The organism is Alteromonas sp. ISO5 (genome assembly GCF_058105165.1).
This window is the reverse complement of sequence record NZ_CM176572.1, coordinates 3,283,869-3,297,165: the sequence shown is the minus strand read 5'-3', so window position 1 is coordinate 3,297,165 and position 13,297 is coordinate 3,283,869. Positions and strand designations below refer to the sequence as shown.

At 47.7% G+C, this 13,297-nt stretch carries 13 protein-coding genes; 1 reads left to right on the top strand and 12 read right to left on the bottom strand.

The genetic code is table 11. From position 1 onward, the window contains the following. The 12 genes from lpxA to rpsB all read right to left on the bottom strand — a co-directional run bounded on the left by lpxA (window position 1) and on the right by rpsB (window position 12,006). A complete protein-coding gene (gene lpxA, locus AC2T0J_RS14705) occupies window positions 1-771 on the bottom strand; it encodes an acyl-ACP--UDP-N-acetylglucosamine O-acyltransferase (RefSeq protein WP_489806541.1) in 771 nt (256 codons plus the stop codon). 1 nt (window position 772) lies between these two features. Continuing rightward, on the bottom strand, window positions 773-1,222 hold the full coding sequence (gene fabZ, locus AC2T0J_RS14700) for a 3-hydroxyacyl-ACP dehydratase FabZ (protein WP_489806540.1): 450 nt from the start codon (window positions 1,220-1,222) through the stop codon (window positions 773-775). Window positions 1,223-1,448: 226 nt separating this feature from the next. After that, the gene (locus AC2T0J_RS14695) at window positions 1,449-1,964 is read right to left on the bottom strand and encodes an OmpH family outer membrane protein (protein ID WP_279318239.1); all 516 of its coding nucleotides are present in this window, start codon (window positions 1,962-1,964) and stop codon (window positions 1,449-1,451) included. Between the two features lie 39 nt (window positions 1,965-2,003). Next, the gene (bamA, locus tag AC2T0J_RS14690; protein WP_489806539.1) at window positions 2,004-4,478 is read right to left on the bottom strand and encodes an outer membrane protein assembly factor BamA; all 2,475 of its coding nucleotides are present in this window, start codon (window positions 4,476-4,478) and stop codon (window positions 2,004-2,006) included. Between the two features lie 52 nt (window positions 4,479-4,530). Then, complete coding sequence (gene rseP / locus AC2T0J_RS14685) at window positions 4,531-5,883, bottom strand: sigma E protease regulator RseP (protein WP_489806538.1); 1,353 nt, start codon at window positions 5,881-5,883, stop codon at window positions 4,531-4,533. A 3-nt stretch (window positions 5,884-5,886) separates the two neighbouring features. After that, window positions 5,887-7,065 carry a 1-deoxy-D-xylulose-5-phosphate reductoisomerase gene (gene ispC / locus AC2T0J_RS14680; RefSeq protein WP_489806537.1) on the bottom strand — a complete coding sequence of 393 codons (1,179 nt, stop codon included), beginning with the start codon at window positions 7,063-7,065 and terminating at the stop codon, window positions 5,887-5,889. After that, complete coding sequence (locus AC2T0J_RS14675) at window positions 7,065-7,928, bottom strand: phosphatidate cytidylyltransferase (protein WP_489806536.1); 864 nt, start codon at window positions 7,926-7,928, stop codon at window positions 7,065-7,067. Before AC2T0J_RS14675 ends, ispC begins: the two co-directional genes overlap by 1 nt. A 43-nt stretch (window positions 7,929-7,971) precedes the next feature. Next, the gene (uppS, locus tag AC2T0J_RS14670; RefSeq protein ID WP_489806535.1) at window positions 7,972-8,757 is read right to left on the bottom strand and encodes a polyprenyl diphosphate synthase; all 786 of its coding nucleotides are present in this window, start codon (window positions 8,755-8,757) and stop codon (window positions 7,972-7,974) included. 8 nt (window positions 8,758-8,765) lie between these two features. Continuing rightward, the gene (gene frr, locus AC2T0J_RS14665) at window positions 8,766-9,323 is read right to left on the bottom strand and encodes a ribosome recycling factor (RefSeq protein WP_489806534.1); all 558 of its coding nucleotides are present in this window, start codon (window positions 9,321-9,323) and stop codon (window positions 8,766-8,768) included. A gap of 18 nt (window positions 9,324-9,341) precedes the next feature. Next, on the bottom strand, window positions 9,342-10,085 hold the full coding sequence (pyrH, locus tag AC2T0J_RS14660; RefSeq protein WP_105935046.1) for a UMP kinase: 744 nt from the start codon (window positions 10,083-10,085) through the stop codon (window positions 9,342-9,344). Window positions 10,086-10,269: 184 nt separating this feature from the next. Beyond that, a complete protein-coding gene (gene tsf / locus AC2T0J_RS14655; RefSeq protein ID WP_489806533.1) occupies window positions 10,270-11,142 on the bottom strand; it encodes a translation elongation factor Ts in 873 nt (290 codons plus the stop codon). Window positions 11,143-11,277: 135 nt separating this feature from the next. Beyond that, window positions 11,278-12,006: a 30S ribosomal protein S2 gene (gene rpsB / locus AC2T0J_RS14650; protein WP_279318248.1), complete on the bottom strand. Its 729-nt coding sequence runs from the start codon at window positions 12,004-12,006 to the stop codon at window positions 11,278-11,280. 403 nt (window positions 12,007-12,409) lie between these two features. Between rpsB and map the strand changes: the two genes are divergently transcribed. Further along, window positions 12,410-13,204: a type I methionyl aminopeptidase gene (gene map, locus AC2T0J_RS14645; RefSeq protein ID WP_489806532.1), complete on the top strand. Its 795-nt coding sequence runs from the start codon at window positions 12,410-12,412 to the stop codon at window positions 13,202-13,204. Window positions 13,205-13,297: the final 93 nt, after the last annotated feature.

Below are 13,297 nucleotides of genomic sequence, written 5' to 3'. Positions count from 1 at the left end.
TTAGCGCACGATGCCGCGTTCTGACTCCGTCAGAAACGTAATTAACATGCCAACTTCGGGATGGCCTTCAGCCATCTCAGTCAGTTTTTTAATTGCTTCTTCAACCGTATTATTATCGCGGTAAATCACTTTATACGCGCGCTTAATCGCCATGATGGTTTCTTTACCATAACCACGACGACGCAACCCTTCAGAATTGATACCTTGCGGAATATATTTAGTGCCACTTACCATTACGTATGGCGGAACATCGCGTAATACAATTGCGCCTCCTCCCATAAAGGAGTGAGCACCAATTTTACAAAACTGGTGGATTGCCGTAGCGCCGCCCAGTATCGCGTAATCGCCAATGTCGACGTGGCCAGCTACCATCACGTTATTCGCCATAATCACATTATCGCCAATCACACAGTCGTGAGCGATATGCGCGTTAACCATAATCAGGTTATCAGAGCCAATACGGGTAACACCTTCATCTTGCACCGTACCACGGTGAACCGTCACGCCTTCGCGGAACACATTATTATTACCAATGATCAACTCCGTACGCTCACCAGCATACTTTTTATCCTGGCAGTCTTCACCAATTGAGCTGAACTGATAAAAATGGTTACCCTGACCTATACGCGTAGGTCCTTTAATCACCACATGTGATTCAATGCGGCAGTTGTCACCAATAACTACCTCATCGCCAATAATAGAAAACGGGCCTACTGAGACATTTTTACCAAGGGTCGCACCAGGGGAAATCACCGCAGTTTCATGAATCACGTTAATTCTTCTCTCTCATTGCACACATAAACTCTGCGCAGCAGGCTTCTTCACCGTCGACACTCGCGACGCCTTTGAACTTCCAAATCCCACGACGCTCTTTAACCAAGCTTACGTCAAATTCTAGTTTGTCGCCTGGCGTTACCGGGCGCTTAAAACGCGCGTTGTCTATTCCTGCGTATAAATATAGCTTATCGTTTTTACCTATGGTCTTAAATCCCAGTACCCCGGCGGCCTGCGCCATTGCTTCCAGGATCAATACCCCCGGAAAAATCGGATAATCAGGAAAATGTCCGGTAAAACAAGGTTCGTTGAGGGTAATGTTTTTATACGCTTTGATGCTAACACCCAGTTCATAATCCGTCACTCTGTCAATAAGCAGAAACGGATAACGATGAGGTAGCAAATCCATAATTTCACGGATTTCGATAGTATTAAGTGGGTTGGCCAAAAATTATCTCCTTCGACACGGTGCAAGCAGACAACTCCCTTGATGGTGACTTTGTCGCTATAACTTCATATGGGCGGCAACCTTACGCGTTAATCACTTAAAAACAAATCAGACCAACACACTGCGCTGGCCTGATTGATTAAGAGTAGATACTAGTTGTTGCTGTAAGTACCTGCTGACTTACAGAGCAGAATTAAACGTCGGCTCTGTATTTACCAGCCACTGATTAGTTTAATTTGCTCAGCTGATCCAGGACTTTTTGTGACAAGTCGTTGCTTTCGTCTGCATAAACCACAGCCGGTGCATCAAGTACCAGATCGTAGTCGTTGTCTGCAGCAACTGAATCAATTGCTTGCTTGATAAGCGCTAAGATTTTGTTACGCTCTTCATTCTGCCGACGCTGGATATTTTGCTGAAGTGGCTGCACTTTCTGAGAAAGTTGCTCACGAACAGTCAGAATTTTCTCTTCCAGTTCTTTCTTCTCAGTAGCGCTCATGGTTGCCGCGTCACGCTGCAATTTCTCAGCATATAACTGACCATCACGTTGTAACATGTTGACTTCGTCAACCTGCTCTTTGAATTCCATAGAAATGGCATTCTGGATCTCAGCCGCTTGCGGCAGCGCCTGAAAAATACCTTGCACGTTTACCACGCCGATTTTTTGCTCTGCCATTGCTGCAGAACTAAACATCGCACTACCTAACATTGCCGATGCAATTGCATATTTTGCCAACTGTTTCAAAAGGTGCTCCTTTTATTTTCTGGTCTGTGCCAGCTACTATTAAAATGTTTGACCAATATTAAATGTAAAGAATTTCGCATCATCACCTTCACGTTCTTTAATAGCCCGCGAGAAGCTGAAGACCATTGGGCCCATGGGTGAAATCCATTGTACAGAAATACCTGCTGAACTGCGAAATAAAGACCAATCGGAATAATCCAGCAGTTCGTCTCGACCTCTGTTATCTAACTGCAGATACTCGTTATAGTCAAACTCTGTATCCCACACGTTACCCACGTCAACGAATACACTGGTGCGAACCGAGTTAGACGCATCTTCTTCCACGAATGGTGTAGGGGTAATCAGCTCAAGGCTACCAAGCGCCATAGCATTACCACCTAAACTGCGACGTGAAAGCACGTAGGAATCGCCAGAAGGACTGCCAGGAATGACGGTACCATCCGGTAATGTAACCGTATTTGAACCACTTACACGCTGTATCCCTCTGGGTCCTACGGTGTTGTTCTCAAAACCACGTAAAGTATCGGCACCACCGGCTGTGAAGTTCTCGGTAAATGGCAGGATCTGCTCGTTACCGTTGATATCGCCGTAACCATTACCATACCCCAGTCTGACCTTGGTCAGCACCGACCAGCGCTGATCACGGCTAAGCGGGAAGTAAAAGCGGCCGTCGTAAATGGTTTTAAAGAAGTTCACGTCTGAGTTCGGCGTGGTAATACTAAATGACGCACGCTGTGATGAACCAGCCGTCGGAAACAAACCACGGTTTAATGTGCTGCGACTCCAAGCTACCGAGCTTTGCAAGCTGGTATAGTTAATGGGCGCATCCGGATTCTGATCGTCAGTAAACTGCCCGTAGAACCGGTTTGTTTGCTCATAATAACCCCGGTTAGACAACTCTACGTCTGAGTAAGTCAAACCAAAGTTAATACGATTGAATTCGTCAATCGGGTAACCAATATTTGCCCCGACTGACCAACGCTTGGAGTTGTACTGAATAACGTTAAAGCTGGAACCATCAAACTCACTGAATGCAACCGTGCCACCCAGGCTGATACCGTCAATGGTAAAGAAAGGGTCAGTGTAAGACAACTGCGCCGACTTTTGGTACGACACCGTACTCACGTTAACACCAATACGCTTACCGGTCCCCAGGAAGTTATCTTGCTGAATCCCAGCCTGCAGACCTAACTTAGTCTGATCGCCATAACTGATACCTGCGTTGAATGAACCGGAGGGTTGTTCTTTCACTTTAAACTGCACGTCAACCTGATCGTCTTTACCCGGGATACGTACGGTTTCAAATTCCACCTCTTCCATGTAGGTTAAACGCGACATGGAGTTTTTCGAGCTTTCCAGCAGATCGTTGGATAACCAGGTACCTTCCATTTGCACCACATTCTGACGTAACACTTCGTCGGCAGTAATGGTGTTACCGTTAAAGTTAATTCGACGTACATAGATACGTTTCCCGGGATCCACCCGTAGGGTCAGCTTAACGGTTTTATCTTCGTCGTTAATTTCCGGTACGGTGGTAACCGTAGGATAAGCATAACCAAAGCGGCCCAGGTATTTACTGATAAACTCTTCGGTGTAAGTCACTTCCGCCTGGTTGTATAACTCACCCGGCGTAAGTGGTAATACCCGTTCAATGTAGTTTTCGTGGCCCAGCATTTCGCCCACCAACTCGACTTCTGAGATAGTGTACTGCTCGCCCTCGGTGACATTCAGTGAAATATAAATACCGTCTTTCTCAGGGGTCATGGCCACCTGGGTGGAATCAACATTGAAACGCAGGTAACCGCGGTCCATGTAGAAATTGGTCAGGGTTTCCATGTCACCCTGCAGTGTTTGCTGCTGATAACGGGTTTCTGACAGGAAGTCATACCAGGCAGTATTGAACTGTAACTCAAAATCTTCCAACAGCTCCTGGTCTGAGAACAGCTCATTACCCACGATATTGATTTGTTTGATATCGGCGGCATCGCCCTCTTCAAACAATAACTTCAAATCCACCCGGTTACGCGGTAATGGCGTAATGATTGCGGTGACGTCAGCGTTATACTTACCAATACTGTAAAAGAAGTCTTTCAGGCCATTCTCAATGGACGTCAGAACGGTTTTATCCAGTGGCTCACCCACCCGAATATTACTCCCGTCCAGACTTTCCTGAAGCTGTTCATCTTTAATGTCATCGTTGCCGTCAAAAATAATGTTACTGATGGTTGGACGTTCGGCAACCTTGATTATCAGCGTATTGCCATCACGCATTACCTGAATGTTTTCAAAGTGTGTTGACGAATACAGAGACCGAATCAACTGCGTAATTCGAAATGAATTGACTTCGTCACCTTTTTGCACCGGAATGTAGGTTAGCGCGGCGCCCAAAGCAACTCGCTGCAGGCCTTCAACCCGGATATCTTCTACGACAAACTCACTGTTGCCTGAAGCAGCGTTGGCTAAGCTAGCACTGGAGCATAACAATCCGGCTACTACTAACTGATTAAACTTCATCTATTCTTTTTCTTCCTGCTGCGTTCGCTTATTCTTGCTGACGTCTGCATTCTTACGACAAACGTGTAATATCATTAAATATGGCAATGCTCATTATGGTAAATAACAGCATGGCACCAATTCTAAATCCCCACTCCTGAACTTCCTCAGGTACCGGGCGGCCAGTAATCCACTCAATGGTAAAGTACATCAGGTGACCGCCATCTAGCATTGGCAAGGGCAGTAAGTTTACTATCCCCAGGTTCACACTGATCAGGGCCAGAAAACTTAAAAAGTAAACCAGACCGTATCCTGCACTGTTACCCGCACCCTGCGCGATAGCGATCGGGCCGCTCAGGTTTTTAACTGATACATCGCCGGTAATCAGTTTCCCTATCATTTCGACGCTTAAGGTCATTAAGCGCCAGGTCTTATCAACCGCTTTACCTACCGCATCCAGCAGTCCGTACTGGTGGGTAACCACATAACCTTCAGGCCATGGTTCGGCAAAAGGACTGACGCCCAGGTAACCGTCCTGCCCCTCTGGCGTATCACGGCGCCCAATTGTGGCAGAAAGGTCATAGGTTTGACCAGCCCTGTTTACCCGAATCTCTACCTGTTCACCCGGGCGGTTCTTAATTTGGGCAACAAAATCTTCCCAGGCAGTCACCGGTTGTCCATCCAGCGCCACAACCTCGTCGTTCTGCTGAAGGCCGGCATCACTCGCCGCAGTCTTTTCGGCCACGTAAGCAACGGTTAATGTTGCTCCAGGCCTGAATGGTGAAATTCCCAGACTGCGTAAAGGAGACTCCGAATCCGGATCAAAGTTCCATCCGGTAATATCTAAAACGCGTTGGCGGGCACTGTCACTCTCTGAAGCTACGGTCACCGGCATGCTTTCCTGGCCAATGTATGACATCAGTTCCAGATTCACCGCTTCCCAGTCCGGCGTTTCCCTTGAGCCTACGGCGATAATTTCCATATTGCCGGTCAGGCCCGCTTTCGCAGCGATGCTATCAGGACTCACCTCGCCAATGACTGGCTTAATGGTGCTGATACCAATCAAAAACATCACGTACAAGGCAATCGCGGCAAAGATAAAGTTAACGCCCGGGCCCGCTGCAATAATGGCCATTCGCTTGCCTACAGACTTGTTGTTAAACGCCTGTGAGGCCATTTCAGGTGGCACTTCATCCACCCGTTCATCGAGCATGCGCACGTAACCGCCAAGCGGAATAGCTGCCAGGGCAAACTCGGTACCGTGCTTATCCACTTTGCTCCAGATTGGCTTACCGAAGCCAATAGAAAACCGTTTTACGTACACACCACACAAGCGCGCAATGTAGTAGTGTCCCCATTCATGAACCGCGACCAAAATACTCAAGGCAATAATAAATGCACCGGCATTACGCAAAAATTCAAACACGCTTTAACTTTCCTCTATCATTGCTATTGCGGCCAGTCTCGCCTGCTTGTCTAATTCGAGCACCTGTTGGATGGACGAAACCGCGGTTGGTTCAAAACGATTTAGAATTTCCTCGTTTATTTGTGCGATTTGGTTAAAGCTTATGCGATTGTCCAAAAATGCCTGCACTGCAATTTCATTGGCGGCGTTCAGTCGCGTGGTGGCGGCCTGGCCACTGCGACAGGCTTCAATTGCAAGATATAAATTAGGGAAGCGATGGGTATCCGGAGTCGAAAAACTCAAATCACTGAGCGTAGCAAAATCCAGCGGTGCCACACCGGCATCAATTCGGTTGGGATACCCTAATCCATAGGCAATCGGTGTACGCATATCAGGATTGCCCATTTGTGCAATCACTGAACCATCAACATACTGCACCATGGAATGAATGGTACTTTGTGGATGCAGCACCACCTGAATATCGTCTGGCTGCAAACCAAACAACCAACAGGCTTCAATAAATTCCAGCCCTTTGTTCATCATGGTGGCTGAGTCTACCGAGATTTTGCGCCCCATATCCCAATTAGGATGGGCACATGCCTGTTCGGGTGTAATGTCAGCAAAGGTCGACAGTTCTCTGTCACGGAACGGACCACCAGAACCTGTCAGCAGTATTTTACTGATACCGGAGGTGCTTAATTCAGCATAGTTAAAATCTGCCGGTAAACACTGAAAAATGGCGTTGTGTTCACTATCGATGGGTAAAATCTCCGCCTGTGACTGTCTGGCGGCGTCTAAAAATAATGCGCCGGACATCACCAGCGACTCTTTATTGGCCAGCAATACCCGCTTGCCGGCTTTTACTGCCGCCAGGGTTGGCACAAGTCCGGCAGCGCCAACAATAGCGGCCATCACTGAATCGACTTCCGGGGCTGAGGCGACTTCTTCCAGCGCTCGTTTCCCACTTAACACTTCGGACGACAGATCATACTCAACGGCCAGTCTGGTAGCCTGTTCATAATCATCATCGCTGGCAACCACCAGATATCGGGCGTGACAGGCTTTTGCCTGTTGCACCAGTCTTTCTACCTGACGGTGCCCCGTGATCGCAAACACCCGGTATAAATCCGGGTGACGGGCAATAACATCCAGCGTACTTTGACCGATGGAACCGGTCGCACCAAGAATCGTAAGCGTTTGCATCAGGCCATCCAGGTGACGTAGCAGTAGGCAAATATCGGAAAGGCTGCAGTCAGGCTATCAATGCGATCCATCAGACCACCATGACCAGGTAAAATCCGGCCGCTGTCTTTAATGCCTGCACAGCGCTTAAACATACTTTCATTCAGATCGCCCAGCGCAGAAACAGCTACGGTTAAACCGCCAATTAACAAATGCAGCCAGATACGTGAAGTTTCTACCTGATAATGCAGCGCTGCAAAGGCAATAATCGCAAAAGACGCCATGATGCCACCGAACAGCCCTTCAAAGGTTTTCCCCGGCGACACATTCGGACGTAGCTTATGACGGCCGAATTTGACGCCCACAAAGAAAGCACCGATATCGGCAGCCCAGACAATACCCAGTACGTAAAAAATCAGCGATGCACCGTAAAACGTATCCACATCGTAAAGGCTGGAACGCAGGGCAACTACGGCTACCCAGGTTGGAATGAGCGTTAATACACCAAACAAACAGCGAATCATCCAGCTTTGACGCCAAAACGCCGAATAACGGGGATACGCAAGGATCATAAAGAATGAAGCCAGCCACCAGATCACCGCGACTGACAGGATCCAGTGGTAAAGCTCATTAAGCGCGCCCTGGAACCAGATAACATTGACATCCACAATGCTAATCAGAGTAAGACAACCCACCAGCAGCAGTAAACCAAAAGCCACTTTATAAGGCCGGGCGGTAATACCGGACATATTTGCCCATTCGTAACCGCCCAGAGCGACCACACCGGCAATCACATATTGAAAGATGTGAATGGGTAAAAACAAGATGGCCATAATAGCCAGTGGCGCCAGGATCAGCGCCGTAATAATTCGTTGCTTTAACATGCGATGGGTCTTTTATAAGCTAATTGCAGGCAGCTGGCAGTCATTAGGAGTTTGCAACCTCTGTGGTCTCCACCTGCTCGCCAATAAGGCCAAAGCGGCGCTGACGCTCACTGTAGTCCTTAACGGCCAGGTAAAAGGCCTCTTCGTCGAAATCAGGCCACAACACATCAGTGAAATACAATTCTGCGTAGGCACACTGCCACAACAGGAAGTTACTGATACGATGTTCACCACCGGTTCGAATCAACAAATCGAGCTCAGGCAACCCTTCAGTGGACATATGCTGATCGAACAGCGCCTCGTCAATCTGCCCGGCACTCAGGGTGCCTTTGTCCACTTTATCTGCCAGTTGTCTGGCGGCATTAACGATATCCCAACGGCCACCGTAGTTGGCTGCAATATTAAGCACCAACTCTTTATTGTCCGCGGTCATCGCTTCAGCTTTGTTGATTTTATCAACCAGTTTGCGATCAAAACGTGAGGTATCGCCCAACACTTTTAATCGCACCCCGTTTTTATTTAAACGTTTAGCTTCGCTGTTTAATACCAGGTTAAACAGATCCATTAAAACACTGACTTCTTCTTCCGGACGCTTCCAGTTCTCGCTGCTAAATGCAAACAAGGTGAGTGACTGAATAGCGTTTTTGCGCGCAAAACGCACTGCAGCTCGCACTGACTCCACACCGGCGCGATGCCCGAAAGTACGAATCTTCCCTTTCTTTTTGGCCCAACGTCCGTTGCCATCCATAATAATGGCCACGTGCTTAGGCATATTCAACAACGCCAGTCTTTCGTCCAGCGTTGTATCGTCAGTCTGCGATCGCGACATGAGCTTATTTATACTTCCATTAACTCAGTTTCTTTATCAGACAGCATGTTATCAACTTTTTTGATAAATTCATTGGTCAGTGTCTGGATATTTTCTTCACCCGCGCGACTTTCGTCTTCGCTGATTTCTTTTTCTTTGAGTAATTCTTTGATATCGCTGTTGGCATCGCGACGAATATTACGAATCGCCACCCGGCCTTGTTCGGCTTCGTTACGTACCACGCGGATCAGATCTTTACGACGTTCTTCGGTCAACGGTGGCAATGGAATACGAATTGTCGTACCAGCGCTCATTGGGTTTAAGCCCAAATCGGCCTGCATGATGGCTTTTTCTACCGCCTGAATTGAGCTCTTATCAAAAACGGTTAATGCCAGGGTACGGCTATCTTCTGTGATAACGTTCGCTAACTGACGCAGAGGCGTGTCGACACCGTAATAAGGTACCTGAATACCATCCAGCAGACTTGGATGTGCACGGCCTGTGCGGATTTTGCTTAACTGACCTTTTAAAGCAGTAATGCTTTTGTCCATACGCTCACGCGCATCTAATTCAATTTCATCAATCACGATTTCATTCCTGTATTATTATTCAGTAACACTCTCGACATGGTCGATTAACGTGCCTTCAGGTTCGCCCATCACGACCCGCTTGAGACAACCGGGCTTGTTCATATTGTATACTCGGATAGGTAAGCTATGGTCACGTGCCAGCGTGAAGGCCGACAGATCCATCACTTTTAATTCTTTTTCCAGTACGTCCTGATATGACAGCTGCGAGTACAGTTTCGCTTCGGGGTTTTTCACCGGATCATCACTGAAGACACCGTCAACTTTGGTGCCTTTCAGAACAGCGTCGGCCTCAATTTCGATGCCACGTAAACACGCAGCAGAATCGGTGGTAAAAAATGGATTGCCGGTGCCGGCAGAGAAAATGACCACGCGACCTGATTTCAACAGGCTAATGGCTTCGGCCCAGTTGTAGGCATCACAGACACCGTTGAGGGGAATAGCAGACATCAAGCGGGCGTTTACAAAAGCACGGTGCAGTGCATCACGCATGGCTAGACCGTTCATAACGGTGGCCAGCATGCCCATGTGGTCGCCCACAACCCGATTCATACCCGCTTTGGCGAGCCCTTCGCCACGAAACAGGTTACCACCGCCGATAACCAGTCCAACCTGAACACCCAACTCTACCAGTTCTTTAATTTCCTGGGCCATGCGGTCCAGCACTTTGGGATCAATACCAAAGCCTTCATTCCCCATTAGCGCTTCGCCGCTTAGTTTAAGCAGAATGCGTCGGTAGGCGGATTTTGGTGCGATGCTCATTGTTGTTTTTTCCTCTTGATTCGGCTTGGGTCATATTTTGTACACAAACTATGAGCCAAACCGACTTAATCGGTCGTCATCTTCAGGTATAGTCGGTGCTTTGCTTTCAGCTATAAAAAAGCACCTCGGAAGAGGTGCTCGTAGTGTATCCGACATTGGCCGAATGCAAAAGTCAAACCGCTAATTATTTCTTAGCAGCTTCCATTTGCGCAGCAACTTCGGCAGCGAAGTCTTCAGACTTCTTCTCGATACCTTCACCTACTTCAAAGCGAACGAAGTTAACAACGTCAGCGCCGTTAGACTTCAGTAATTCGCCTACTGAAACAGAAGGATCTTTAACGAAAGGCTGGCCAGTCAGGCTGATTTCGCCGGTGAATTTCTTCATACGGCCAACAACCATTTTCTCAGCGATTTCAGCTGGCTTGCCAGACTGCATCGCGATTTCGATTTGGATGGCTTTTTCTTTCTCAACAACTTCCGCTGGAACTTGCTCAGGCTTAACAAACTGTGGGCTAGAAGCGGCAACGTGCATTGCTACGTCTTTCGCCAGGTCTTCGTTACCACCGGTTAAGATAGCGACTACGCCGATACGGCCACCGTGCACGTAAGCACCTAAGTTGTCACCTTCAACAGTCAGTACACGACGTGGAGAGATGTTTTCACCGATTTTAGCAACCAGTGCGTCACGTACGTCGCTTACTACGCCACCGTCGATTTCAGACGCATTCAGCGCTTCGATGTCGTTCAGACCTTTTTCGAATGCTGCATCCAGCAGTTTGTTACCAAACGCCAGGAAGCCTTCGTCACGCGCTACGAAGTCAGTTTCACAGTTCAGTTCAAGCATGGTCGCTTTGCCCGCTTCAACTTTAGTCAGGATGACACCTTCAGCGGCGATACGGCCAGCTTTCTTAGCGGCTTTAGCCTGACCAGACTTACGCATGTTTTCGATGGCCAGTTCGATGTCACCATCAGTTTCAACCAACGCTTTTTTGCAATCCAGCATGCCGGCGCCAGTACGCTCACGCAATTCTTTTACGAGTGCTGCAGTCACTGCCATTTTCAATTCCTCAGCAATATTTAAATTCAGAGTAAAAGGGGCGAACGCCCCTCTTAATTAATTCTTAATCATCGATCAGATTCGATCGGTACAACTAGTCTGAGGCTCAGTTGAGCCTCAGACTAAGCAAGCAGATTACTCAGCTGCTTCAACAAACTCGTCTTCAGCTTGTACTTCCAGGTTGCTGTTGCGACCTGCGCTAACTGCGTCAGCAGCGGCGTTTAAGTAAAGTTGAATAGCACGAATTGCATCGTCGTTACCAGGGATGATGTAATCAACACCATCTGGGTTTGAGTTAGTATCAACAACAGATACAACCGGGATACCCAGGTTACGGGCTTCAGTTACCGCGATGTGCTCGTGATCGGCATCGATTACGAACAATACGTCAGGCAGACCGCCCATGTCTTTGATACCACCCAGGCTGCTTTCCAGCTTGTCCATTTCACGCTGAAGCATCAGCGCTTCTTTTTTGGTCAGCTTTTCGAAAGTACCGTCCTGGCTTTGCTGTTCAAGATCTTTCAGACGCTTGATTGACTGACGAACAGTTTTCCAGTTAGTCAGCATACCGCCCAACCAACGCTTGTTCACGTAGAATTGGTCACACTTCTGTGCCGCTTCTTTTACCGCTTCACCTGCTGCCCGCTTAGTACCAACGAACAGAACTTTACCTTTCTTGGCAGAAACGCCAGACAGGAAGTTAAGTGCTTCGTTGAATAAAGGAACAGTTTTTTCCAGGTTGATGATATGAACTTTGTTACGAGCACCAAAGATGTATGGTTTCATCTTAGGGTTCCAGTAACGGGTTTGGTGACCGAAATGCACGCCGGCTTTCAGCATGTCACGCATAGAAACGTTTGCCATGTTTAATTCCTCAAATGGGGTTAGGCCTCCATACACCCTTTGTATCGATCCGCTATTGCAATAAGGCAATGCAGACACCCCGATACGCCGTCACAGTGTATGTGTGTTTTAATTTAAGTAATGTACTTCTTTGAAATAACTGAAGTGATTTGCGGCGAACCAAAGTCCACAGAAATATTCGGGTTAAATCAAAAAGCGCGCGCTTTATACCATGTAGCGCCCCTTATCTCAAGTTAAAGTTAGATTTCAACCGGGCAAATAAGCTATTTTCATGGCGCTAAAAACGACAGGCGCTATACACGCGCAGCGGTATTCGCTAACATACAGCGTTTTAAAAATGACGCGAGTCAGGTAAGCCTTATATCCGTCATTCATTTTATTGTCTAATTCAAAGAGGACTCAGGTGGCAGCAATAATTAAAACCGCTGAAGAAATCGAAAAAATGCGCGTAGCCGGTAAACTGGCTGCTGATGTATTAATGATGCTTGGTGAACACGTGAAAAAAGGCGTGACCACCGAGGAGCTGAATACCATTTGTCATGACTACATAGTAAATGTACAACAAGCGATTCCAGCGCCACTCAATTATGGCCATCCTCCGTTCCCTAAATCGATTTGCACGTCAGTCAACCATGTAATCTGCCACGGTATTCCAGCCGACAAAAAGCTGAAGGATGGCGATATCGTTAATGTTGATGTCACTGTCATTAAAGACGGCTACCATGGCGACACCTCCAAAATGTTTATGGTTGGCAAACCCAGCATTCTGGCTGACCGTCTGGTTCGGGTTACTCAGGAATGCCTTTATAAGGCTATCAAGGAAGTAAAACCGGGTATGCGCCTTGGTGATATTGGCCATATTTGTCAGACTCACGCTGAAGCCCACAATTATTCTATTGTTCGCGAATACTGTGGGCATGGAATTGGCGCAGGCTTTCATGAAGAACCCCAAATCGTTCATTATGGCCGTCCCGGAACGGGTGACGAACTGGTGCCGGGCATGTGTTTCACCATTGAACCCATGGTTAATGCTGGCAAACGCTATTCAAAAATATTACCCGACCAATGGACTGTAGTAACCAAAGACCGCAGTCTTAGTGCTCAATGGGAGCACACCCTGCTGGTCACCGAGGATGGCGTTGAAGTACTGACCCTACGGGATGATGAAGATCTCGAAAGAGTTTATCACCACAGTTAATAAATAATGCCGCCTCAGGGCGGCATTCGCTTGCTTAGGCAGCAAAAAGTGCCGGGTTAGTCCTAACGGATTAATTCACAGAGAGTGTTCTGA